Annotated in this window: 12 protein-coding genes; 4 read left to right on the forward strand and 8 right to left on the reverse strand. The window is 74.1% G+C overall.

What is annotated here, in order from left to right:
- Positions 1–41: 41 nt before the first annotated feature.
- The 5 genes from MOV08_RS12455 to MOV08_RS12475 all read right to left on the reverse strand — a co-directional run bounded on the left by MOV08_RS12455 (position 42) and on the right by MOV08_RS12475 (position 19,705).
- On the reverse strand, positions 42–14,159 hold the full coding sequence (locus tag MOV08_RS12455; RefSeq protein WP_275307515.1) for a non-ribosomal peptide synthetase: 14,118 nt from the start codon (positions 14,157–14,159) through the stop codon (positions 42–44).
- 57 nt (positions 14,160–14,216) lie between these two features.
- Positions 14,217–15,512 (reverse strand): serine hydrolase domain-containing protein, encoded by a 1,296-nt coding sequence (locus MOV08_RS12460; RefSeq protein ID WP_275307516.1) that lies wholly within the window; start codon positions 15,510–15,512, stop codon positions 14,217–14,219.
- Positions 15,513–15,702: 190 nt separating this feature from the next.
- On the reverse strand, positions 15,703–16,119 hold the full coding sequence (locus MOV08_RS12465) for a hypothetical protein (protein ID WP_275307517.1): 417 nt from the start codon (positions 16,117–16,119) through the stop codon (positions 15,703–15,705).
- 32 nt (positions 16,120–16,151) lie between these two features.
- Positions 16,152–18,899, reverse strand: a complete 2,748-nt coding sequence (locus tag MOV08_RS12470; RefSeq protein ID WP_063777445.1) for an ABC transporter permease — start codon at positions 18,897–18,899, stop codon at positions 16,152–16,154.
- A gap of 5 nt (positions 18,900–18,904) precedes the next feature.
- On the reverse strand, positions 18,905–19,705 hold the full coding sequence (locus tag MOV08_RS12475) for an ABC transporter ATP-binding protein (protein ID WP_275307518.1): 801 nt from the start codon (positions 19,703–19,705) through the stop codon (positions 18,905–18,907).
- Positions 19,706–19,945: 240 nt separating this feature from the next.
- Here MOV08_RS12475 and MOV08_RS12480 point away from each other — a divergent pair, with 240 nt between their 5' ends.
- Positions 19,946–21,157 carry a sensor histidine kinase gene (locus MOV08_RS12480; RefSeq protein ID WP_039632074.1) on the forward strand — a complete coding sequence of 404 codons (1,212 nt, stop codon included), beginning with the start codon at positions 19,946–19,948 and terminating at the stop codon, positions 21,155–21,157.
- Positions 21,145–21,816, forward strand: a complete 672-nt coding sequence (locus MOV08_RS12485) for a response regulator transcription factor (protein ID WP_039632076.1) — start codon at positions 21,145–21,147, stop codon at positions 21,814–21,816. Before MOV08_RS12480 ends, MOV08_RS12485 begins: the two co-directional genes overlap by 13 nt.
- 182 nt (positions 21,817–21,998) lie before the next feature.
- On the opposite strand, the gene MOV08_RS12490 is transcribed toward MOV08_RS12485, so the two are convergent.
- Together MOV08_RS12490 and MOV08_RS12495 are read right to left on the reverse strand one after the other, a co-directional pair.
- Complete coding sequence (locus MOV08_RS12490; RefSeq protein ID WP_275307519.1) at positions 21,999–22,478, reverse strand: hypothetical protein; 480 nt, start codon at positions 22,476–22,478, stop codon at positions 21,999–22,001.
- On the reverse strand, positions 22,471–22,680 hold the full coding sequence (locus MOV08_RS12495) for a hypothetical protein (protein WP_039632078.1): 210 nt from the start codon (positions 22,678–22,680) through the stop codon (positions 22,471–22,473). The genes MOV08_RS12490 and MOV08_RS12495 overlap by 8 nt, the downstream gene beginning before the upstream one ends.
- 237 nt (positions 22,681–22,917) lie before the next feature.
- Here MOV08_RS12495 and MOV08_RS12500 point away from each other — a divergent pair, with 237 nt between their 5' ends.
- Positions 22,918–24,258: an MFS transporter gene (locus tag MOV08_RS12500; RefSeq protein WP_275307520.1), complete on the forward strand. Its 1,341-nt coding sequence runs from the start codon at positions 22,918–22,920 to the stop codon at positions 24,256–24,258.
- Positions 24,259–24,261: 3 nt separating this feature from the next.
- A complete protein-coding gene (locus tag MOV08_RS12505) occupies positions 24,262–24,999 on the forward strand; it encodes a thioesterase II family protein (protein ID WP_052286715.1) in 738 nt (245 codons plus the stop codon).
- Between the two features lie 39 nt (positions 25,000–25,038).
- On the opposite strand, the gene MOV08_RS12510 is transcribed toward MOV08_RS12505, so the two are convergent.
- Positions 25,039–25,599, reverse strand: coding sequence for an ATP-binding cassette domain-containing protein (locus tag MOV08_RS12510; RefSeq protein WP_052286716.1), 561 nt, complete (start codon positions 25,597–25,599; stop codon positions 25,039–25,041).
- Positions 25,600–25,773: the final 174 nt, after the last annotated feature.

The following is a 25,773-nucleotide window of genomic DNA, read 5'->3' on the forward strand; positions in this document are numbered from 1 at the left end:
GTACTACGGGTGAGGGGGTTCTCGGAGGGCTGCCGGCCGGGCTAGTCGCGCGGCTGCTCCTGCTCCAGTTCGGCCAGCAGCTGTTCCTCGACCGCCGCCGACAGGGCGGCCACCGTCGGGTTGTCGAACAGGGCGCGGGCCGGCAGATCGGTCACGAAGACCTCGCGGACGCGGGAGATGACCTGGATGCTGAGGATGGAGTCGCCGCCGAGGTCGAAGAAGTTGTCCTCGACGCTCACCTTCGCAAGGCCCAGCACCTCGCCCCAGATGCCGGCGAGGATCTCCTCGCCGGGGGTGCGCGGCGCGACGTGCTCGGCGCGCTCTCCCGCCGCCTCCTCGGGCGAGGGCAGTGCCCGCCGGTCGACCTTGCCGTTCGGGGTGAGCGGGAAGGCGTCCAGGACGATCACCGCCGCCGGGACCATGTAGGCGGGCAGCGAGCGGGCCATGAACTCCTTCAGCTCGTCGGGCGCGGGGGCCTGCTCCGGCACCGGCACGGCGTAGGCCACCAGGCGCCTGCTGCCCGGGATGTCCTCGCGGGCCAGCACCAGGACCTGGGCGACGCCGGGGTGGGCGGCGGCCGCGGCCTCGATCTCCCCCAGCTCGATCCGCAGGCCGCGGATCTTGACCTGGAAGTCCGTGCGGGAGACGAAGTCGAGGTTGCCGTCGGGCAGCCAGCGCACCAGGTCCCCCGAGCGGTACATCCGCGCGCCGGGCTCGCCGAACGGGTCGGCGACGAACCGCTCGGCGGTGATGCCGGGCCGGTTGACGTAGCCGCGGGCCATGCCGTCGCCGGTCAGGTACAGCTCGCCCGGCACGCCCGGCGGCACCGGCCGCAGTGCGGGGTCCAGGACGTAGACGCGGGTGCCGGCGATCGGGGTGCCGATGGGCAGCGGGCCGGCGTCCGCGGGCCCCGAGCTCTCGGCTCCTCCCCCACCGCCCACGAGGTGGAGCGAGGTGAAGACGGTGCCCTCGGTCGGCCCGTATCCGTTGATCATGCGGACGCCGGGCAGTTGGGCGACGACCTTGGTGGCGTGTGCCGGCGAGAGGGTGTCGCCGCCGGACATGATCAGCCGCAGCCCGGAGAAGATCCGCACGTCGCTGTCGACCATCTCGTGGAACAGCCCCGCGGTGATCCAGATCGCGGTCACCTTGCGCGTGTGCAGGAACTCCCCGGTCTCGGCCGCCGACATCACCCGGGACGGGCTGACGGCCAGCGCCGCGCCGTTGAGCCAGGCGCTCCAGATCTCCAGCGTCCCGGCGTCGAACGACACCGTGGCCAACTGGCCCACCACGTCCCGCTCGCTCATCGCCAGCTTGGGGTCGCGGGCCACCCGCAGCACTCCGCGGTGCGGCAGCACCGCGCCCTTGGGGCGGCCGGTGGAGCCCGAGGTGTAGATGACGTGGGCGAGGTTGTCGGGGTGCAGCGGCACCTCGGGCGCGGTGTCCGGGTACCGGTCGGCCGCCTCGTCGTCCGGCGCGTCGAGCAGCACCCGCCGGGCGTCGCCGGGCGGCAGCGCAGCCGCCGAGGCGGTGTCGGTGACGACCAGCTCCGCGCCGGAGTCGGTGACCATGAACGCCAGCCGGTCGGCCGGGTATTCCGGGTCCAGCGGTACGTAGGCGCCGCCGGCCTTGAGCACGGCCAGCAGGGCCACGAACAGCTCGGCGTGCCGCCCCAGGCACACCCCGACGCGGGTGTCGGGGCGCACTCCGAGGTCGATCAGCCGGTGGGCGAGCCGGTTGGCCCGGGCGTCCACCTCGGCGTAGCTCAGCTCCCGCCCGTCGACGAGCAGCGCGGTGTTGCCCGGGGCGCGGGCCACCTGCTGCGCGAACACCTCGGTGAGGGTGGTGCCGCGCTCGCCGGGGGCGCCGCGGCCCCACTCCTCCAGGATGCGGTGCCGCCGCTCGGCGTCGACCAGGTCGAGCGTGCCCAGGGTGCGGTCGGCCCCGCCGGGGGCGGCCACCGTCTCGGCGTGGAGGGTCAGGTCGTCGCGCAGCGCCTCGATGGTGGAGCGGTCGAAGACCTCGGGGTCGTACAGGAGCGTGAGGGTGAGCCCGTCGCCGGTGTAGGCGGCGAGGTTGAGGGGGTAGTTGGTGGCCTCGACGGCGCTGATCTCGCCGAGCTTCAGGCCGTTCTCGGCGGCGGCGTCGGTGTCCACCGGGTAGTTGGCGAAGACGACCAGGGAGTCGAACAGCGCCTGGTCGGCGGGGAGTTGTCCGAGTCCCTGGATGCGGGTCAGCGGGAGGTGGTCGTGGCGGCGGGCCTCGACCTGTTCGGCCTGGAGGCGCTGGAGCCACTCGACCACGCCCAGCTCCGGTGCCAGTCGGGTGCGCACCGGCAGGGAGTTGATGAACAGCCCGAGCATGTCGTCGGCGCCGGTCAGCTCGGTGGGGCGGCCGGAGGTGGTCGCGCCGAACACCACGTCGTGCTGGCCGCTGCGCCCGGCGAGCATCAGCGCCCACAGGCCCTGGACCACGGCGTTGACGGTCAGCCGGTGGCGGCGCGCGAAGGCGTAGAGGCGCTCGGTCAGCTCCGGCGACAGCTCCACTCCCACCCGCGCGGAGGACCGGGACTGGCCGGCGCGGTCCGTCGGGCGGTCGTACGGCAGGGCCACCGGGGTGTCGAACCCGTCGAGCACGCCGCGCCAGAACTCCTCGGCCTCCGGGACGTCCCGCTCCCGCATCCAGCGGGCCTGGTCGGCCAGACGCCGGCCGCCGGCGATGGCGGGCAGCGGTCGGCGGTCCCGGCGCGCGGTGTAGTCGTCGAAGACGAGGCTCAGGACGCGGGCCAGGCTCCAGCCGTCCAGCAGGATGTGGTGGAAGGTGAACAGCACCCGGATCCGGTCGTCGGTCAGCCGGGCGACGCGCAGTCTGGCCAGCGGCACCTGCCGCAGATCGAGCCCCCGCGCACGGTCCGCGCCGACGCACGCGTCCCAACGGGCGGACTGCTCCTCCTCGTCGGCGCCCCGCCAGTCCACGATCTCCACGGGCAGCGTCACCTCGCGGTGCACCACCTGCACCGGCTCGGCGACGCCCTCCCAGACCACGCCGACCCGCAGCGCCTGCACCTCGTCGACCACGTGCTGCCACGACGCGGCGAACTCGGCCGGGTCGGGGACCCCGTCGACGACGAACATCAGCTGCTCGAAGTAGGCGGGCGAGGCGGATTCCATCAGGGCGTGGAAGAGCATTCCGGACTGCATGGGCAGCAGCGGCAGGACGTCCTCGACGCCGCGGCCGTCGCCCACCACCCGGTCCACGCCGGCCTGGTCGAGCCCGGACAGCGGGAAGTCGGACGGCGTGCAGCCACCGGCACCCGGCTCCGCGCAGTGCGCGAGGAACTCCTCCAGGGCGGCCATGAAGCGGGACACCAGCCGGTCCACCGTCGCGTCCTCGAAGACGCCGTCGGACCAGCCCCACTCCATCAGCAGCCGGCCGTCGGCCACCCGGCCGACCACGTCCAGCGCGTACGGCCGGGCGTCCAGCGGGCTGGTGTCGCCGTCCTGGACGAAGTCGGACGCGCGGATGAGGGCCTCGCCGGACGGGGTGGCCGCGGTGTCGAACTGGCCGAGGTAGTTGAAGCTGACCTGCGGCCGGACCGTCCGACCCAGCTCGCCCGCCGCCGAATCCGGATCCCCCAGATACCGCAGCGCGCCATACCCCAGACCACGATGCGGAACCCCCCGCAACGTCTCCTTCACCGACTTGACCAGCCCACCCCACCCCTCACCCGTCGCCAACTCCACCGGGAAGACCGTCGTGAACCACCCCACCGTCCGCGACAGATCCACCCCCTCGAAAACCTCCTCCCGACCGTGCCCCTCCACATCCACCACCACCCGGTCCTGACCCGACCACTCCCCCAACACCCGACCCAGAACCGCCAACAACACCTCGTTCACCCGCGTCCGATACACCCCCGGAACACGCTGCAACAACCCACGCGTCGCCTCCACCGACAACTCCGCCGACCGCACCCTCAACCCACCCGGCACCACATCCCGCACACCCGGCAACACCGTCGACACACCGGCACCCACACCCGACCAGTACGCCAACTCCCCATCAAAACCACCGGCCTCGACAAGCCCCCGCAACCGCGACGCCCACTCCTGGAACGACGTCGACTTCACCCCCAAATCCACCGACGCACCCGACACCACCTGCCCGTACGCCACCTCCACGTCCTCCAACAACACCCGCCACGACACCCCGTCCACCACCAAGTGATGGGCGACCAGTACCAGTTCGATGTCGTCCTGGGCGTCCGAGGCGAAGGTCAGGGCGCGCAGCAGCGGGCCTTCGGTGAGGTCCAGGCCGCTCTGGGCCTGTGCGACCAGGCGGTCCCGTTCGGCCCGGCGGGAGAGGGCGGAGGGCAGGTGGGCGAGGTCCGTGTGGTCCACGGCGACGGGGGCGTCGGCGGCGTCGGCCACGGACTGGGTCCAGGCGCCGTCCGCGCCGCGGGCGAAGCGCAGCCGCAGCGCGTCGTGATGGGCCACCACCGCGGCCACCGCGGCCGCCAGCGCCGCGCGGTCCACGTCCTTCCCGAGGGTCACCGCCATCGACATGTCGAAGTGGTGCGGGGCCTCGGTGTGGGAGGTGAAGAACCACTCCTGGATGGGCGTCGTCCCCACCGGCCCGGTCACGGTCGGCCGGGCCGGTGCGGGTGCCGCCTGCGCGGTCTCCGCGATGCGCTCGGCCAGGGCCCGTACCGTCTGCTGGTCGAAGACGTCCTTCGGGGCGATCGACAGGCCCGCGGCCCGGGCGCGGGAGACGACCTGGATGCTGAGGATGGAGTCGCCGCCCAGGTCGAAGAAGTTGTCCTCGACCCCGACCGCCTCCAGACCCAGCACCTCCGCCCAGATCCCCGCCAGGGTCTCCTCCACCGGAGTCCGCGGGGCCGACCGCACCGCATCGCCCGACACCGCCTCCGGCGCCGGCAGCGCACGGCGGTCGACCTTGCCGTTCGGCGTGAGCGGCAACGCGTCGAGCGTGACGAACACCGAGGGCACCATGTAGTCCGGCAGTCCGTCGGCGAGGTACGCGCGCAGGGCGGCCGGGTCCAGGGCGTCCGGTTCGACCCCGGCCGCGGGCGAGACGTAGCCGACCAGGCGGGCGCCCGGCCCGTCCGTGCGGAAGAGCACCGCCACCTGGCCGACGGCCGGGTGGCCGGCCAGCGCGGTCTCCACCTCGCCCAGCTCCACGCGGTGGCCGCGCACCTTGACCTGGGCGTCGACCCGTCCCACGAAGTGCAGTTGACCGTCGTCGCCCCAGCGCACCACGTCGCCGGACCGGTACATCCGGGCGCCCGGCGCGCCGTAGGGGTCGGCGACGAAGCGCTCGGCGGTGAGCCCGGGCCGGTTCACATAGCCGCGGGTGACGCTCTCGCCGCCGATGTACAGCTCACCGGCGACGCCCGGCGCGACCAGCCGCAGCCAGGGGTCGAGGACGTAGGTGCGGACGTCGACGCACGGGTGGCCGATCGGCGGGGCGCCCGCGCGCCCGGCGACCAGCGGGTGGCTGAAGCTGGTGGCGATGGTCGCCTCGGTCGGGCCGTACCCGTTGACCATCCGCCGGCCGTCCGCCCAGCGGTCGACGAGATCGGCGCTGACCGCCTCCGCGCCGACCAACAGCATCCGCAGGTCGGGCAGTTGCACGGCCGGCAGGGTGGCGAGCATGGCGGGCAGGATCATGGCGTGGCTGATCCGGTGGTGCTGGAGCAGTTCCACCAGCTGCTCGGCGGAGAGCGTCTCCGCCGGCGGGAGGACGAGCGTGCCGCCGACGCCGAGCGACATCAGCACCTCGATCACGGAGGCGTCGAAGCTGGGGGACGCCAGTTGCAGCACCCGGCAGCCCTCGGCCACCGCGAGGTCCCTCACGACGGTGGTGAGCAGCGCGGCGAACCCGGTGTGCGGGACCTCGACGCCCTTGGGGACTCCGGTGGAGCCGGAGGTGTAGATGATGTAGGCCGGCGCCTGCGGGTCGTCGTGGACGTCCGGGAGGGTGTCCGGCAGGGCCGCCAGCTCGGCGCCGAGGGTGTCCACGGCCACGACCGGGACGGTGCCGAGCGCGGGCAGCGTGCCGTCCAGGCGCTGTTCGGTCAGCAGCAGCGTCACGCCCGAGTCGGTGACCATGTGGGTGATCCGCTCGGCCGGGTACGTCGGATCGATGGGGACGTAGACGGCGCCGATGTGGAGGACCGCGCGCAGGGCGACCAGCCAGTCGATGCCGCGCTGCAGGGCGACCCCGATCCGGTCGCCGGCGCGCACGCCCAGGGAGCCGAGGTGGTGCGCCATCCGCCCGATCCGGGCGTCGAGTTCGGCGTAGCTGAGGGTGGTCCCGCCGCAGACGGCGGCCGGCAGGGCCGGCGTACGGGCCGCCTGGTCGCGGAAGATCTCGCCGAGGGTGCGCTGTGCGACGTGCCGCTCGTCGCGGCCCCACTCCTCCAGGAGCCGCCGCCGCTGGCCGGCGTCGACCAGCTCCAGGTCGCCCAGCTTGCGGCCGGTGGCGCCGGCCACGGCGCGGGCGTACCGGGCGAGTTCGTCGCACAGTCCCCGCGCCGTCGCGTGGTCGAGGACCTCGGGGTCGTAGGCGAGGACGAACTCCAGCCGGTCGCCGCCGTAGGCGAGCAGGTTGAGGGGGTAGTTGGTGGCCTCGACGGCGCTGATCTCGCCGACCTTCAGGCCGTGTTCGGCGGCGGCGTCGGTGTCGACCGGGTAGTTCTCGAAGACGACCAGCGAGTCGAACAGTGCCTGGTCGGCGGGGAGGTCCGCCAGCGCCTGGATGCGGGTCAGCGGGAGGTGGTCGTGGCGGCGGGCCTCGACCTGTTCGGCCTGGAGGCGCTGGAGCCACTCGACCACGCCCAGCTCCGGTGCCAGTCGGGTGCGCACCGGCAGGGAGTTGATGAACAGGCCGATCATCTCGTCGGCGCCGGTCAGGTCGGTGGGGCGGCCGGAGGTGGTCGCGCCGAACACCACGTCGTGCTGGCCGCTGCGCCCGGCGAGCATCAGCGCCCACAGGCCCTGGACCACGGCGTTGACGGTCAGCCGGTGGCGGCGCGCGAAGGCGTAGAGCTGCTCGGTGAGTTCGGTGGGGAGCTTGATGGCCGCCCGGGCGGAGGAGCGGGACTGGCCGCGGACCGCCGGGCGGTCGTGCGGCAGGGCCACCGGGGTGTCGAACCCGTCGAGGACGCCGCGCCAGAACTCCTCGGCGGCGGGCAGGTCGCGGTCGGCCAGCCACCGCGCGTGGTCGGCCAGGCGCCGTCCGCCGGGGACCGCGGCCGTGCCGACTCCCGCGTAGCCGTCGAAGACCGCCGACAGCACCCGGGCCAGGCTCCAGCCGTCCAGCAGGATGTGGTGAAAGGTGAACAGCACCCGGATCCGGTCGTCGGTCAGCCGGGCCAGGGACAGTCTGGCCAGCGGCACCTGCCGCAGATCCAGTCCCCGCGCACGGTCCGCGCCGACCCACGCCTCCCAACGGGCGGACTGCTCCTCCTCGTCGGCGCCGCGCCAGTCCGCGATCTCCACGGGCAGCGTCACCTCGCGGTGCACCACCTGCACCGGCTCGGCGACGCCCTCCCAGACCACGCCGACCCGCAGCGCCTGCACCTCGTCGACCACGCGCTGCCAGGCCGCGCCGAAGGCGGTGGCATCGGTGACGCCGTCGACGACGAACATCAGCTGCTCGAAGTAGGCGAGGGAGGCGGATTCCATCAGGGCGTGGAAGAGCATTCCGGACTGCATGGGCAGCAGCGGCAGGACGTCCTCGACGCCCCGGCCGTCGCCCACCACCCGGTCCACGCCGGCCTGGTCCAGGCCGGACAGCGGGAAGTCCGACGGCGTGCAGCCGCCGGCGCCCGGCTCCGCGCAGTGCGCGAGGAACTCCTCCAGCGCCGCGTTGAAGCCGGTGGCCAGCCGGTCCATGGTCGCGTCCTCGAAAACGCCGTCCGACCAGGCCCACTCCATCACCAGCCGGCCGTCGACGACCCGGCCGACCACGTCCAGCGCGTAGGGCCGGGCGTCCAGCGGGCTGTGCTCGCCGCGGGGGTTGGGCAGCATGGCCCGGTAGAGGGAGCTGTCGGCGGTCATGCCGTCGAACTGGCCGAGGTAGTTGAAGCTGACCTGCGGCCGGACCGTCCGACCCAACTCGCCCGCCGCGGAGTCCGGATCCCCCAGATACCGCAGCGCGCCATACCCCAGACCACGATGCGGAACCCCCCGCAACGTCTCCTTCACCGACTTGACCAGCGCACCCCACGGCTCACCCGTGGCCAACTCCACCGGGAAGACCGTCGTGAACCACCCCACCGTCCGCGACAGATCCACCCCCTCGAAAACCTCCTCCCGACCGTGCCCCTCCACATCCACCACCACCCGGTCCTGACCCGACCACTCCCCCAACACCCGACCCAGAACCGCCAACAACACCTCGTTCACCCGCGTCCGATACACCCCCGGAACACGCTGCAACAACCCACGCGTCGCCTCCACCGACAACTCCGCCGACCGCACCCTCAACCCACCCGGCACCACATCCCGCACACCCGGCAACACCGTCGACACACCGGCACCCACACCCGACCAGTACGCCAACTCCCCATCAAAACCACCGGCCTCGACAAGCCCCCGCAACCGCGACGCCCACTCCTGGAACGACGTCGACTTCCCCCCCAAATCCACCGACGCACCCGACACCACCTGCCCGTACGCCACCTCCACGTCCTCCAACAACACCCGCCACGACACCCCGTCCACCACCAAGTGATGGGCGACCACCGCCAACTCGGATTGCTGGTCGCCGAGTTCGAAGAGGGCGAAGCGGATCAGCGGGCCCGCGGAGAGGTCGAAGCCGGTCTGGAGGGCGTCGGTGATCTCGGTCATGGCGGTGCGGCGGGCCGCCGCGTCCAGGCCGGACAGGTCGTGCCGGTCCAGGGCGACGGTCTTGTCCTCGGCGAGGTTGCGCTGCCGCCAGCCCGCGCCGGTGCGCTCGTAGCGCAGCCGCAGTGCGTCGTGGTGCGCGACCACCGCGGCCACCGCGCCGGCCAGTGCCTCCGGGTCGGTGCCGGGGGCCAGTTCGAGCTGGAGCGCCTGGTTGAAGTGGTGCGGCGCCTCGCGGTGGGTCCGGAAGAACCAGCGCTGGATGGGGGTCAGTACCACGGGTCCCTCCACGGGGGGCTCGTCGAGGACGTCGGTGTCGTCGTCGGCCGCGCTCTGCAGCCCGGCGGCGAGTTCCGCGACGGTCTGCCGTACGAAGATGTCCTGCGAGGCGAGCACCAGGCCGGCCCGGCGGGCGCGGGAGACGACCTGGATGCTGAGGATGGAGTCGCCGCCCAGGTCGAAGAAGTTGTCCTCGACCCCGACCGCCTCCAGACCCAGCACCTCAGCCCAGATCCCCGCCAGGGTCTCCTCCACCGGAGTCCGCGGGGCCAACCGCGCCACATCGCCCGACACCGCCTCCGGAGCCGGCAGCGCACGACGGTCGACCTTGCCGTTCGGCGTGAGCGGCAACGCGTCGAGGACCGCGTAGAGGGGCGGGACCATGTGGTCGGGCAGGGTCGCGGCGAGGTGGGCGCGCAGGGCGGCCGGCTCCAGGGTGGCGCCGGGGCGCGGTACGGCGTAGCCGACGAGCCGCTTGGCGCCGCCCCGGCCCGCCGCGGCGGCGACCACGACGGCGCGCGCCACGTCCGGGTGGGCGGCGAGCGCCGCCTCGACCTCGCCGAGTTCGATCCGGAAGCCGCGCACCTTGACCTGGTCGTCGCCGCGCCCGAGGAACTCCAGCATGCCGTCGGCGGTCCAGCGCACCAGGTCGCCGGTGCGGTACATGCGGGTGCCGGCGTCGCCGAAGGGGTCGGCGAGGAACCGTTCCGCGGTCAGGTCCGGCCGGTTGGCGTAGCCCTGGGCCAGCCCCTCGCCGGCGATGTACAGCTCGCCCACGATGCCCTGGCCCACCGGGCGCAGCCGGCCGTCGAGGACGTACAGGCGGGTGTCGGCGATCGGGCGGCCGATGGGAACGGTGTCGTGCGCGAGGTGTGCGGGCAGCAGCCGTGCGGCGGCGGCGAAGGTGGTGGTCTCGGTGGGTCCGTAGCCGTTGATGAGGGCGAGTTCGGGCAGGCGGGTGAGGACGGTGCGGCAGTGGCGGGCGGAGAGGGCGTCGCCGCCGGCCAGCAGGTGTCGCAGTCCGGCGAGCACCTCGACGTCGGCGTCCACGACCTCGTGGAAGAGTCCGGCGGTCAGCCACAGCGTGGTCACGCCGTACGAGGAGAGGAACGCGCCCAGTTCGGGGGCGGCGAGCACGCCGGGCGGGGCGATGGCGAGGGTGGCGCCGTTGAGCAGGGCGCCCCAGATCTCGAAGGTGGCGGCGTCGAAGGAAACCGAGGCCAGCTGGGCGACCACGTCGCCCTCGGTGAGGGACAGGTAGGGGGTGTGGCGCACCACGCGGTCGACGGCCCGGTGGGGGGTGAGGGTGCCCTTGGGGGTGCCGGTGGAGCCGGAGGTGTAGATGACGTAGGCGCCGCTGTCGGGGGTGACGGTGACGGCGAGCGGGTGCGTCGGCTCGGCGTCGAGGGCGGCCCGGTCGTCGTCCATCAGGAGGCGGGGGACGTGGCCGGTGCCGTCGTCCGCCCCGTGCTGCGTCCGGTCGGTGACCAGCAGCGCGATGCCCGCGTCCGCGCTCATGAACGCGCGGCGGGCGGCGGGGTACTTCGGGTCCAGCGGCACGTACGCCGCACCGGCCTTGAGGATGCCGAGCAGGGCGCAGATCAGCTCGGGGCCGCGCTCCAGGCAGACGCCCACGCGGTCGCCGGACCGCACCCCGCGGGCGGCCAGGTGGTGCGCCACCTGGTTGCTGCGGGCGTCGAGTCGGGCGTAGGTCAGGCGGGTGTCGGTGTGCAGCAGGGCGACCGCGTCGGGGGTCCGGGCGGCCTGGTCGGCGAAGAGGGCGGTCAGGGTCGCGGGGGCGATGCCGCGCCCGGTGGCGTTGTACTCCGCAAGGACGCGGTGGGTCTCGTCGGCGCCGAGCATGCCGGCCTCGGCCATGGGGCGGTCGGGGGCGGTGGCCAGCGCGCCGAGCAGGGTGCGCAGATGACCGGCGAACCGCTCCATGGTGGCGGCGTCGAAGAGGTCGGTGCTGTATTCGAGGGAGCCGCGCAGGGTGCCGTCGGGGCGCTGCCAGAACTCCATGGTGAGGTCGAAGAGCGCGGCCTCACGCGGCAGTTCGAGTTCGGCGGTGTCGATGCCGGGCAGCCGCGGCAGGCCCACGGGGGCGTTCTGCAGGACCAGCACGGCCTGGACGAGCGGCGGGCGGCTGGGGTCGCGTTCGGGCAGCACGGCGTCCACGACGCGGTCGAAGGGGACGGCCGCGTGGTCGAGCGCCTCGCGCACCCGCTCGCGGGTGCGGGCGGTGAACCGCCGGAAGGTCTGGGTCTCGTCGACGTCGGCGCGGAGCACCAGGGTGTCGACGAAGAAGCCGACGAGGTCGGCGATCTCGGCGCGGTCCCGGCCGGTGTCGACGGTGCCCAGCGCGATGTCCCGCTGCCCGGACCAGCGGGCGAGCAGCAGTTGCACGGCGGCGGCGAGCGGCGCGAAGAGGGTGCCGCCCTGTTCGTGGCCGAGCGCGGTGAGCGCCCGGACGGTGTCGGCGGGCAGGTCGAACAGGTGGCGGGCGCCGGCGGAGGTCCGCACGGCCGGGCGGGGCCGGTCGGTGGGCAGCTCCAGGGGCGCGACGCCCGCCAACGTGTCCTTCCAGTAGGCGAGTTGGGCGTCGATGTCCGGCGCCTGCAGCCGGTCGTGGTGCCAGGCGGCGAAGTCGGCGTACTGGACCGGGAGCGGGGGCAGGCCCGCGGCGGCCGGGAGGTGCTCGGGCCCGGCGTCGGGGGCGGCCGAAGCGGCGGCGTACAGGGCGCCCAGCTCGCGGGTCAGGAGGTCCATCGACCAGGCGTCGGCGGCGATGTGGTGCGCGGTGAGCACCAGCAGGTGCTCGTCGGGGGCGGTGCGCAGCAGCAGGGCGCGCAGGACGGGGCCGGTGCGCAGGTCGAAGGGGGCCGAGACCGCGGCGCGCAGTGCCGCGTCCAGCCGGTCGCGGGCCGTGGCCGGGTCGGTGTGACCGGTGAGGTCGGTGCGCGGCAGCGGGACCTCGGTGGGCTCGCCGATGACCTGCAGGACCCGGCCGTCCGCCTCGGTGAAGGTGGTGCGCAGCGGTTCGTGCCGGGCGACCAGGGCGGTGAGCGCGGCGGCGAGCGCGAGGTGGTCCAGCGCGCCGGTGAGCCGCAGGCCGGTGGCGCAGTTGTAGGCGGCGCCGGGCTCGTAGGCGTCCAGGAACCACAGTCGCCGTTGGGCGGAGGAGGCGGCCAGCGCGGCGTGCCGGTTCACCGGCACCAGCGGCTCGGTGGCGTCCGCGCGCCCGGACTCGGTGAGGTGGGCGGCGAACCGCGCGATCGTCGGGTGGTCGAACAGCGCGGTGGTGGCGGGTGTCAGCCCGATCCGGCCGGTCACCTGGAAGGCCATCCGCAGGGCGGCGATGGAGTCGCCGCCGGCCAGGAAGAAGTCGTCCTCGACGCCGACGCGGTCCACGCCCAGCACCTCGGCCCAGATCTCCGCGAGCGCCCCCTCCAGGTCGGTGCGGGGGGCGACGTAGGCGGCCCGCTCGGTGGCGGTGGGTTCGGGCAGCGCCGCGCGGTCGACCTTGCCGTTGGGGGTGAGCGGCATCCGGTCCATGGCGACGAAGGCGGTGGGGACCATGTGGGCGGGCAGCCGCTCCGACAGGTGGGCGCGCAGGCCGGCGGCGTCGGGGGCGGACTCTGCACGCAGCGGGACGTAGTGCGCGAAGAGCCGCGGGGTGCCGTTGCCGGCGTCGAGGGTGACGACGGACTGGAGCACCTGCTCGTGTGCGGTCAGCGCGGTCTCGATCTCGCCGAGCTCCACCCGCAGACCGCGGATCTTGACCTGGTGGTCGGCCCGGCCGAGGAATGCGTAGGCGCCGTCGGACAGTCGCCGCACCAGGTCGCCGGTGCGGTACATCCGGGATCCGGCGGGGCCGTGCGGGTCGGCGACGAAGCGCTCGGCGGTGAGGGCGGCGCGGCCCTGGTAGCCGCGGGCCAGGCCGGGGCCGGCGATGCACAGTTCGCCGACGCCGCCCTCCGGCACCGGGCGCAGCAGCTCGTCCAGCGCGGTCACCCGGACCCCGGCGATGCCCCGGCCGATGTGCGGCGCGCCGTCCGGGTCGGCCGGCAGCGGCCCGTTCAGGGTGACGGTGACGGTGGCCTCGGTCGGCCCGTACGCGTTGAACATCCGGCGGCCCCGGGCCCAGCGGGCGACCAGCTCGGGCGGGCAGGTTTCGCCGCCGGTGGCCAGGCCCCGCAGGTGCGGCAGCTCGACCGGGGGGACGGTCGCCAGCACCGACGGGGGGATCATGGCGTGGGTGACGGCCTCGCCGGCGAGCAGAGCGGCCAGCTCCTCGCCGACGGCCTGGGTGGGCCCGTCGGGCAGCACCAGCGTCGCGCCCGCATACCAGGTCTGCACCAGGTCGGCGATGGACACGTCGAAGTTGGGCGAGGCGAACTGGAGCACCCGGCTGTCCTCGTCGATGTCGAGGGCGGTGGCGTGCGCGGCGCCCAGCACCTCGATGCCCCGGTGGGTGACGGCCACGCCCTTGGGGGTGCCGGTGGAGCCGGAGGTGAACAGGACGTAGGCGGTGTTGTCGAGATGCAGGGCGGGGACGGGCGGGGTGTCGGGGGCGTCCTCGTCGGGGGCGTCCAGCAGCAGGGTGGCGGGCGCGTTGGACGGGCGGGTGTCGAGGTCCGACGCGCTGATCACCAGGGCGATCCCGGCGTCGTCCACCATGAACGCCAGCCGTTCGGCGGGGTAGTTGGGGTCCAGCGGCACATAGGCGCCGCCGGCCTTGAGGACGGCCAGCAGGGCGACGATCAGTTCGGGGCCGCGCCGCAGGCAGACGCCCACCCGGGTCTCGGGCCCCACGCCCCGCGCGGCGAGCCGGTGCGCGAGCCGGTTGGCCCGCCGGTCCACCTCGCCGTAGCCGAGCCGCAGCGGCCCGCAGGTGACGGCCGAGTGGGCGGGCCGGCGGGCGGCCTGGGCCTCGAAGAGCCCGTGCAGGGTCGTGCCGTGGGCCGCGGGACGGCCGTGGGTGAGGGAGCGGTTGTCCAAGTTCATGCCGAGACCCCATAGAGCGCCGTTGGTGTGGGTGAGGTGTGCTGACCGCCGTCGGGGTCAGGGCGTGTCCCGCAGGAGGGTGCGGCCGCTGTACTGGAGGGCGTGGACCGCGCCGGTGCGCGCATCGACGGCGAAGCGCCCGAGGAAGGCCCCGGCCCCCCGGGCGGCGAAGGTCCGCCGGGCCAGCGGCTCGGCCAGTTCCCGTGCCCCGCCCGGGAGTTCCAGTACGAGGTGCGGGCCGTCGAGGCCGACCGTCACGGCCAGCTCGCCGTTGCGGTAGGTGCCCGTGCAGTCCGCGAAGGCCGCCGCGCCGGCGGGGGCGCCTGCCTGCGCGAGGGAGGGCGGGGGTACGGGGCGGTACACGCCGACGTCGACGCCCGCGTCCCGCAGTGCGCCGACCACGGCGTCCCACAGGGCCTGCCCGGTCGGGGAGTTGGTGGTCAGCGCGACGACGGTGCCGCGCCGGGGGTGGATCCGCAGGTGGCAGGTGGCGCCGTCCAGCGTGCCGTCGTGGCCGAGCCAGCGGTTGTCCGCGGGGCCGAAGTGGCCCAGGCCCGGGCCCCAGCCGTCGGCCAGCCCGAACGGGTCGGCGCCGGCCGTGGGCCGGGTCGCCTCCCCCAGGGCCGCCGGGTCGGCCAGGTCCGGGCGGCCCGGCTCCGCGAGGTGGAGCAGGCCCAGCCGCACCAGGTCGGCGGCGCTGCCCGCGAGCCCGCCGGCGGGCAGCGAGCCGGGTTCGGCGGGCAGCGCGGTGACGGCGGTGCCCAGCGGGCGCAGGAGGTAGTCCCGTACCGCCTCGTACCAGGGCAGTCCGGTGACGGACTCCACGACGCGGCCCGCGATGCCGTAGCCGACGTTGGAGTAGGAGAAGGTGCCCGGGGCGGGCCGGGCGTCGGCCGGTGCGGCCAGGAAGCCGGTCAGCCAGCGGCGCAGCGAGGAGGCGTCCGCGTCGTCGTGGTCGGAGGGCAGTCCGGCGGTGTGGCTGAGGAGTTGGCGGAGGGTGGCGGCGAGGGCCGGGTGGTCCTTCCGCGCTTCGGGGACGGTCCCGGCCTCGGGGAGCCATTCCCGTACCGGCCGGTCGAGGTCCAGGTCACCGTCGCCGACCAGTTGCAGGACGGAGGTGGCGGTGAACACCTTGGTCGTCGACCCGTAGGGGAAGGCCGTCGCGGAGTGCACCGGCCGTCCGGCGCCGGGCTCCTCCTCGCCGAACTCCCAGGTCTCCAGCGCGCCGTGGTGGTGGACGGCCAGCTGCCCGCCGGCCACGTCGCAGTCACGGGCGAGACGGTCCAGGTCGAGGTCGAGGGGGGAGCCGGCACCGGCGCCGTACCCCGCTGGATCCGCTGAGTCCCCGTGCACCGCGAACGCCCTCCCCCGCTTCCGGTCGTGCCCCGGCCGCGGGATGCGACCGGGGCGGCCGGCCGCGGCACAAGGTCGCGGACGGCCGTTCGAACGGAAGTCTTCAGGAGGGCGAAAGGTTCGAACAGGGCTTTAAGTGCAGTGGGAAAGATGCACGTCAGAGGGGCAAAAACGGGATCGGCGGGCCGGCTCAGCGCTCCCTGGTGGGGAGGACCGCGACGGCGATCAACAGCAGCAGCACGCCCCCGGCGGCGTTGCGCAGGCCCGGCTCGATGGCGGTCCAGTCGAAGGCGATCGGCGCGAGTGCGCGGATCTGCTGGACCACCCACAGCACGCAGGTGGCCAGCCCCACGAGTGCGGCCAGCGCCATCGCCGCCTTGGAGCGGACCGCGAGCGCGAGGAGCGCGAGCGCTCCGGCCGCCGCGAGCGGCAGCAGCATCGAGGTGGCGGTCGCGGCGCCGCCCTTGTCGGTCAGTCCCGTGAACAGCTCCGCGACGGGCACGGACCGGGGATCGCGCCCCTGGTACCAGGGTTGGAAGGCGCTCAGTACGAGCGCGGCCGCCCCGATGAGGGCCAGTAACGCCGTCACCGTCAGTCGTCGGGCCATGGTGTGGGCTCTCCTCGTCTCGTCTCTCGTGGTCAGCGGCGGGCCAGGTCGGCCGGATGTCGGGTGCGCAGCGCCGAGCGGGCGGGCAGCAGATACCCGGCCGCCGAGGTGACCACCACCGTCAGGACGATCAATCCTGCCTGCGCGGGCGGGATGTAGGGCGCCGAACCGGTCAACGCGAGGCTGAACGCGGTCAGCGGGATCGCCGCGGCCAGCGCACCGACCACCACCCCGACCGTGACGACGATGGCCGCCTCGACGCCCAGCATCCGCCGCAGCTGTCCACGGCTCGCGCCGACCAGGCGCAGCAGGACCAGTTCGCCCCGGCGACCCACCATGATCAGGGTCAGCGTGCTGAGCACCGCGATGGCGGTGAAGCCGCCGATCACGCCGACCGCGACCACGGTGATCACCTGGCCGATGCCCCGGTCCTCGGCCTGCAGGTGTTCGGTCGTGGGCCGGTCGGTCACCTCGGTGTGCAGGGCGGCGGTCGTCAGGGCGCCGGCCAGCTCCTTGCGCACGGCGGCGGGGTCGGCGCCCGGCTTCAGGCCCAGCAGGATGCGGGAGTTGAGCGGGGCGGCCAGGTGCGGGGCCAGCTCCTGGGCGGCGAAGAGGAAGTCGCCGAGCGCCAGGGAGTTCTGGTAGACCGCGGCGACCTTCAGCGGGACGGCGGCGCCGTCGCCGTAGCGGAGGGTGACCGTCGAGCCGGGCTTCAGGTCCAGCGAGCGGGCCCGGTCCTTGCCGACCGCGACCGTGCCGCGGCCCAGGTGCGCGAGCGTCCCGGAGAGGACGGCGGGGTCGAGGGTGGCGGACAGCGCCGCGGGGTCGACGCCCATGACCGGCAGCCGGTCGAGCTTGGGCTCGCCGGTCTCGCGGCGGGCCAGCACGACGGTGCTGTGCAGGACGCCGGTGGCCGCGGCCACGCCGGGCACCTCCCCGGCGCGGCGGACCGCCTCGTCGGGGATGCCGGGCCCGTCCGTGGTGACCGCGAGCTGCGCGCGCAGGGCCTGGGCGGCCTGGGCGCCGCCCTGCCGGTCGAGGGTGGCGCCGGCCGAGAGCTGCACCCCGACGAACGCCACCACCAGCACGATGGGGGTGATCGCGGCGCCCAGGCGGCGGGAGTTGGCGTGCGAGGAGGCGGCCGCGAGGTAGCCGCCCGCCCCGCCCAGTCGCCGCGCGGGGACGGCCAGCAGCCGCATCGCCCCGCGGGCGATCCAGGGCCCGAGCAGGGCGCAGGCGATGACCAGCGCCAGCGCCGCCGTACTGGCGGCCGCCGCGGCCAACTCCCCGTACTGCAGCGCCGCGGTGCCGGCCGAACTCATGCCGAGGAAGAGCACCACCAGCCCGGTGACGGTCCGTCCGCGGCCCGGCTGTGCCGGCTCGCGCTGCGCCTCGCCCATCGCCTGCGCGGGACGGAGCTTGGCCATCCGGCCGCAGGCGAGCGCGGCGGACAGCCGGGCCACCAGCAGGGTCAGCCCGGCGGTCAGCACCGGCACCGCGAACATCCAGACCGGGGTGGGCAGTTCGAGACCCATCGGCACCGCGCCGCGCTCCTGGAGCATCGCGATCAGCTGGAGGAAGACCGGCACCGCGCCGATCGCGCCGAGCAGCGCGGCGGCCACCGCGACCACGTTGATCTCGCGGGCGACGGTCACCCGCAGTTGCCGGGGCGTGGCGCCGACCGCGCGCAGCAGCGCCATCTCGCGGGAGCGCTGGTGGACCGCCTGGGCCACGGTGCTGGAGACCACCAGGACGGCGATCATCAACACGGTGACGCAGACCGTCGCGAGCAGCATCAACAGGCTCATCCGGCTGGGCGCCGACTCCAGGAACTCCGGTTCGCCGCGGCCGTTGCCGGTCAGCACCCGCAGTGCCGTGGCGTCCTCCTTGTAGCGGGTGCCGGCCGAGGCGTCACGGGCCGGGTGCGCGCCGTCCAGCGCCTGGCGCAGCCGGGGGTAGAGCTGGCGGACGTCCACCCCGGGGTCGGCGAGGATCCCGATGGCGTCGGTGGTGGCGGGGTGCCCGGCGAGCCGACGGGCCGTCTCGTCGTCGAAGAACACGGCGCCCTGGTGGCCGAGCCCGGTGGCGTCGCCCCGTGCCGCGGGCGCGGCGATGCCCACGACCTCGTACGGGGTGGGGGCGGCCAGCGTCTGGAGCGTGAGGTGCTCGCCCGTGCGGACGCCGGCGCGGGCCGCCAGGTCGCCGTCCAGGACGACCTGCCGGGGCCCGGTCGGGGCGTGCCCGGCCCGCAGGGTGAAGGGGGCCAGCGCGGCGGCCGACCAGGGGTGGCCGAAGATCGGGGAGTTGCCGGAGTCGCTGCGCGGACCGGCCACCGCGCCGCCGTCCTTGGCGGCGAGCGCGACGGGGACGGCGTCGTCGGCGACGGCCGCCTCGACCCCCGGGACGGCCGCGAGCCGCGCGCGCACCGCGCGTGGTACCCGCACCCGCTCGGTGAGCGACTGGGTCTCCGTCATGGGCGGATCGCCCCAGGGCTTGGCGGTGTAGCGGGTGGTCTGGTCGCCGGTGACCACCGCGGTGGTGGCGGCGTAGCGCTCCACCCGGGCGTGGCCGACGAACGCCGACAGGGTCGCCAGCGCGAAGCTGCCCAGCAGCAGCGAGGTCAGCACCAGCGCGGCGAACACCGCGGCCCATGCCTTGCGGTGCCGCCGCAGTGAACGGCCGGCCAGGAAGCGGGCGGTGCGCAGGGTGCGGGCCGGGGAGTCGGCGCGCACCGGCCGCACCTCCGCGGGGCCGGTCCGGGGTCCGGTGGCAACAGACATCGCGCTCACCGCTCCCCGAGTGCGGCGAACGTCCGGGCGACCGCGTCCGGTTCGGGGCGGTCCATCCGGTTGACGATCCGGCCGGCCTCGATGAACACCGCCTCGTCCGTCCAGGACGCGGCCACCGGGTCGTGGGTGACCATCACCACGGTGTGCCCCTCGCGGTCCACCGCGTCGCGCAGCAGGGTGAGCACGTCGCGGGCGGTGACCGGGTCGAGGGCGCCGGTCGGCTCGTCCGCGAAGATCACGGCGGGGTCGGTGACCAGCGCGCGGGCGATCGCCACCCGCTGCTGCTGGCCGCCGGAGAGCGTCAGCGGCGAGTCGTCGGCCCGGTCCGCGAGCCCCACCGCCGCCAGGACGGCCAGCGCCCGCTCCCGCACGGCCGGGTCCTCGGGCCGGTCGCCGCCCAGCAGCAGCGGCAGCGCGGTGTTCTCCGCCACGGTCAGCGACGGCACCAGGTTCAGCGCCTGGAAGACGAAGCCGATCCGGTCCCGGCGCAGCCGGGTCAGCCCCGCCTCGCCGAGCCGCGACAGATCCGTCTCGCCGATCCGCACGGTGCCCGAGGTGGGGCGGTCGAGCCCGGCGGCGCACTGCAGGAACGTGGTCTTGCCGGAGCCGGAGCGGCCCATGACGGCCAGGAACCGGCCGCGCCGCAGGGTGAGGCTGACGTCGTCCAGCGCGTTCACGTCGCGGCCGCCGCGGCGGTAGCGCCGGGTGACCGACTCCAGGGCCAGCGCGGCCGTCGGTCCGGCCTCCTGTGAAGCGGCCGCCGCCGCGGCGCGTTTCGCCGTGCGAAGCCTGACCATGTGCGTCCTCCGGGCTCGTCCGAGGACGGCTGTTCCGCCAGTCGTCCTGTCTGCTGTGAACGCTATGGATCACGGCCGCGGGGCACGAGAGAGCGCACACCCGTCCCGGGGTACAGCCAGCCCCACCATCGCCCGGGGTGACCGGCGCACCGCGCATCCGCACCCGTTCGGCATACGGTGATCCGTATCCTCACCACGCGCCGGGACCGCAGGTGTGTCCCGCACCGGAGGGAGCCCACGATGGACGACTTCGCCAGACAGTTACGCGCCAGTTGGCATGCCGGCTACTACCTCTACTTCGGCATTCCGCTCGCCTGGTTGTGCTTCCTGACCGCCTTCCTGGTGCCGATCGGCCTGCTGTTCACGGTGTTCGTGATCGGCGCCCCGGCGATGCCGGAGATCGTCCGGCTGCTGCGCCGACTGGCCGGCTACGAGCGGGTGCGCGCCGGAGGTTGGCTGGGCGCCCCGGTCCCCGAGGAGTACCTCCCCCTCGACGGCGCCCCCGCCGACCGGGTGCGGCTGGCGCTCACCGACCCCGGCACCTGGCGCGACACCCTGTGGCTGCCGATGGCCACCGTGACGTTCGTCGTCTTCAGCGTGCTGACGGTGCCGCTGTGGCTGGTGGGCCTGTTGGTGGACGGTCTGGGGATGGGGCTGGGCGGCCGGCTCGCCCGGCGCCGCGAGTCGGAGTACGGCGTGCCGGCGACCCCGCGCCGTTCGCTGGTGCTGCGCCACATCGTGGCCCTGGCCGACCTCCAGGCCCGGTGGACCGCGGCGCTGCTGCGCCCGTCCGCCTCGGCCCGGCTGGCCGAGCGGGTCGCCGAGCTGTCCGAGAGCCGGGCCGGCGCGGTGGAGGCGCACAGCGCCGAACTGCGCCGTATCGAACGGGATCTGCACGACGGGGTGCAGGCGCAGCTCGTCGCGCTGTCGCTGCGCATCGGGCTGGCCAAGCAGCAGCTCCGCAGCAATCCGGACGCCGCCCTGGCCCGCCTGGACGAGGCGCAGGCGGGCGTCGAGGGCGCACTGGCCGATCTGCGGCAGGTGGTCCGCACGGTCCATCCGCCGGTGCTGACCGACCGGGGGCTGGCCGGTGCGGTACGGGCGTTGGCCGCCTCCTCCGACATCCCGGTGGAAATGAGTCTGAATTCGGTGGAGAACGGCCACCGGCTGCCCGCGTCGGTCGAGGCCGCGGCGTATTTCGTGGTGGCCGAGGGGCTGACCAACATCCGCAAGCACTCCGGGGCCACCCAGGCATCGGTACGATTCACCCGGGGCAACGGCGTGTTGAAGGTGACCGTGACCGACGACGGCCGCGGCGGCGCCGACGAAGTGGGCGGCAGCGGCCTGGTCGGCATCCGCCGGCGGGTCGCCGCGCTCGACGGCACGACCAGCCTCACCAGCCCCGAGGGCGGGCCGACCAAGCTGAAAGTGGAGCTGCCGTGCGGATCGTGATCGCCGAGGACAACGCGCTGCTGCGGGAGGGCATGGTCCTGCTGCTGACCAGCAACGGCCATGAGGTGGTGGCCACCTGCGCGGCCGGCCCCGAGGTGATGCCCGCACTGCGCGAACACCGCCCCGACGCCGCGGTCCTGGACGTCCGGCTGCCGCCCAGCTTCCGCGACGAGGGCCTGCGCGCCGCCGTGCAGGCCCGCAAGGAACTCCCCGACCTGCCGATCCTCGTGCTCTCGCAGTACGTGGAACAGGCGTATGCGGCAGAGCTGTTGGCGCAGGGCGCCCGCGGGATCGGCTATCTGCTCAAGGACCGGGTCGGCCGGGTCGAGCAGTTCCTGGAGGCGCTGGAGCGCATCGTCGGCGGCGGCACCGCGCTCGACCCCGAGGTCATCACGGAGATCGTCAGCCAGAAGGCCGCCGCCCGCCCGCTGCAGGCGCTGACCCCGCGCGAGCACGAGGTGCTGGAGATGATGGCGCAGGGGCTGGCCAATGCCGCCATCGCGGAGAAACTCGTCATCACCGAGCGCGCGGTGAGCAAGCACATCCGCGGCGTCTTCGACAAGCTGGGCCTGCCGCCGGAAGGCGGCAGCGTGCACCGCCGGGTGCTGGCCGTGCTGGCGTTCCTGGGGAACAGCGCACCGGAGAGCCCCGCGGTCTGAGCGGTGCGCACGGCACCCGTCAGCGGCACCCGGGAAGCGGAGAACCCGGGTGTCCGGAGACGGGGGACTCCGAACACCCGGGTGGGGGAATTCCGCGCGGCCTCGACGGAGGACGGGCCGACCGCTGGGGAATTCCCGGTCTGTGGGGCGGCTTTCGCGCGGCCGGCCCGGCCGGACTCCCGCTACAGGTAGTCGCCCACGGAAGTGCACGTACCGCGGAGCTTCTTGAGCCGCTTGTTCTGGCCGGCGAGGTACTCGGTGACCGAGCCGGGCGTCCGCTCCTTGAGCGTCGTCCCGCGCAGTTCCTTCGCGGTGTCCTGCGCGGCCTTGCGGAGCTTGGCGTCGTCCGTCTGCATCGCCAGCTCGTCCAGCCTGTCGGCCCGGTCCTGGACGTCCTTCTCCGCAGCCGCCGCGTCCTTGGGGTGGGGGTCGAACAGCGCCACGTCCAGGATCTTCAGACAGGTGTCCCCGCGGTCGAGGGCCTTCTGCGGTGAGTTCTCGCAGGCCGCCATGGAGAATGCCGCCGGGACCACCAGGGCGAGAGCGACCGCCGCCCTGGTGACGGACCGCCACTTTCCGCGCAAGGGGCCCTCACGGGTCACGGACGCATGCATGGTGCTGCTCTCCTCGGAGGGTTCGGAGGGTCCGTAGTGCTCAGTCATCGGCGGTTCCGGCCCGCTGCCAGCGCACCACGCCCCAGAGCAGTGCGATCGCGTCCAGGGTGAAGCCCGCGATCATGACGGTGGTGTGCGTGTCCCCGGTGACCACATGGGAGATCACCGACGTCAGCATGGCGCCCGCGAAGAAGACGAACAGCGGGGGAACGATCCAATGGGCGCCGCGCTCGCGGTGCGTACGTGCCATGAGAAGTCTCCAGTCGTACCCGTCGGCTCGCACGGCCCGAGCCGCGCTGTCTGCCTCCATGCTGTCCGAGCGACCGTCGACCGGTCAGTACACCGCGCCCCCGAACCGGGGTGGAGCCTGCACCACCATCGCGGGTTCAGCACGTGGGCACGGCCCCCGATCCCCCTTCCCACCAGGGGAGTTCCGCCCACCCTTAAACACCTGCCGCGCCCGGCGGGGCGATGACAGCATGCGCCCATGACGCTCCCCCTGCGCCGCAACACCAACTACCACCTGCTGTGGGGCAGCCAGGCGCTCTCCGAACTCGGCGCGCAGATCTCGGTGTTCGCGCTGCCGCTGCTGGTCCTGATGCTGACCGACTCGGCGGTCGACGCGGGCGCGGCCGGCGCCGTCAGCGCCCTGACCCGGCTGGTGGTGCTCGTCCCGGCCGGTGCGCTGATCGACCGCTGGCACCGCAAGCGGATCATGCTGCTGTGCGAGCTGGCGCGGGTGCCGATGATGGTCGGCCTGGCGCTGATGCTGCTCGGCGACGGCGTCGCGTTCGGCTACATCCTGGCCGTCGCGGTCGTCGACGGCGCGGCCGCCGCGATGTTCGCGCCCGCCGAGGAGGCCGCCCTCCCCCAGGTCGTCACCAAGGAGCAGCTGCCGACGGCCGTCTCGGTGAGCGCGGCCCGCAGCTACCTCGCCACCCTGGCGGGCCCCGGCATCGGCGGATTCCTGTTCACCGCCCACAAGGCGCTGCCGTTCCTGGTGAACGGGGTGACCTACGCGGGCTCGTTCGTGATGCTCCTCTTCCTGCGGCTGACGGGACCGGGCGGGCCGGGCGCGGCGGGCACCGCCGGCGCGCGGCGCTCCCTGGTCGGCGAGATCGGCGAGGGCATCGGGTGGATCTGGCGGCGTCCCGTCATCCGGGCGAGCATGGCGGTCGCGGTCGGGGTGAGCGTCTGCTTCAACGCGCTGTACCTCATCGTGCTGACGCTCGCACAGCGCGCGAAGATCCCCGCCGCCGAGATCGGCGCCATCGGTGTGCTGGTCGGCGCGGGCGGTCTGGCCGGCGCGCTGCTCGCGCCCCGCATGCACCGGCTCCTCACGCCCCGCGCCGCGATCATCCTCCTGGGGTGGCTGGGCGCCGGCCTGACCCCGCTGCTGCTGGTGCGGACCAGCGGCTATCTCTTCGGTGCCGTGCTGGCCGCCATCGCCTTCCTGGCGCCCACCGTGCAGACCGCCGTGGTGACCTACCAGATGGCGCTCACCCCCGACCGGCTGCGCGGTCGGGTCAGCGCGGCCCTGGGACTGGCCGGCGGCGTCGCGGGCGCCGCGGGCCCGCTCCTCGGCGGCGTCCTGGTCGACGCGGGCGGCCCCGCCCAGGCCGTTCTGACCTGCGCCGGCGTCCTCCTGCTGGCCGCGCTCGCGGCGGGCGTCAGCCCCGCCCTGCGCGCCTTCACCTCCGTGCACGGCACACCGGACGAGGACGGGACGCCGTCCCCCTCGCCGTCCTCGGTTCCTTCCGCCGCCGACCCGGCCAACGCCGCCGGTCCCGAGCCGACCTCCGCAACCTCCGAACCCCTGGAAAGGTGACCCATGCCCGTCCCACCCCGCTCGCCCCGCTGGGCGGTCGCCCGCCCGGCGCGCCCCACGGCGGCCGTCCGGCTGTTCTGCTTCCCCTACGCCGGCGGCGGCTCCAGCATCTTCACCTCGTGGAGCCGCTTCCTGCCCGAGTCCGTCGAGGTCTGCCCCGTACTGCTGCCGGGCCGTGAGGAGCGCTTCGGCGAAACGCCGCAGACCCGCGTCGAAGAGCTCGTCCCGCAGCTGGCCGAGAACCTGGCGAGCTGGTTCGACCGGCCCTTCGCGTTCTTCGGCCACAGCATGGGCGGCGAGATCGCCTTCTCCCTGGCCCATCACCTGTGCCGGGCGGGCCGGCACCGTCCCGCGCACGTCTTCGTCTCCGGCTGCGTCCCGCACCCCAGCCCGCTCCTGCGGCACACCCTGCCGGAGGGGGAACTGCTCGCGGAGATACGGAAGATGAACGGCGCCCCGCCGGAGTTCCTGGAGAACCCCGAGCTGATCGAGCTGCTGCTGCCCATGCTGCGCGCCGACTTCGCACTGTCGGAGAGCTGTGTGCCGGCGCCGGACGCCGTGATCCCCGTCGACGTCACGGCCTTCGCCGGATCCGCCGACCCGGAGGCCACCCACCGCCAGGTCCAGGACTGGGCCCACCACGTCGGCGGTCGCTTCACCTCGCACGAGCTGACGGGCGATCACTTCTTCCTGCGGGAGGCCGCACCGCTGCTGGAGATCGTCGGTCGGACGCTGGCCTAGGGCCGGTCGTCACCTCCCCGCCGTCCGCCCGGCGGCGGCTCAGCGGCCGGCGCCGAGGCCGCCGGCCCGCTCCAGGCACTCCCGGATCGCCTGCGGGCCGGCGTCGGCGATCATGTCGACCACCGCCCCGTCGTCCAGGAACACGACGGCATCGGCCTGCGCCGCCGCGGCCGGTGCCGTCGTGGCCATGACCACCGCGACGCCCCGCTCGTCCACGGCCCGCCGCAGCGCCGCCCCGCACTCCTCCGACGCGTCGTCGGCGAGCAGCAGCTCGGGGCGGCGGGCCAGCGCGGCCTCCAGCGACGAGGCGCCCTCCTCGGCCGTGGGCCAGCTGACCGTGACGCCGCCCTGGGCCCCGGCCCGGCGGCGCAGCGAACCGGACGACGGCCGGGTCTCCCCGGACAGGCACTTCAGCAGCGTGGTCTTTCCCGACTTTTCCTTGCCCATTACGGCGAGGAAGCTCCCGACCGTTACCCCGAGGTACACATTGCGCAACGCGTGCACCGCGCCCGGGGCCGATTCATAGACTTTCGATACATTGTCGAGCGTGACGACGTCGGGGGCGCGGTCGACAAATTCGCCCGACTTCACGTAGCTCATCGATGCCTTCTCCTATACCGCGGCGAAATGATCCGCCGCCGCGCCTGACTGGCGTATCAGCTGCGCCCAACATACCGATGGTGAGCGACCCGGAACAGGGGGTTCTCAAGTGGGTCACAGGTACAGTTAGCTCACCCAAGGCCGTAGTGCGAGCACCCTCTCCCGCTCCGGCGT

The organism is Streptomyces yunnanensis (assembly GCF_029011865.1).
Classification (GTDB): domain Bacteria; phylum Actinomycetota; class Actinomycetes; order Streptomycetales; family Streptomycetaceae; genus Streptomyces; species Streptomyces yunnanensis.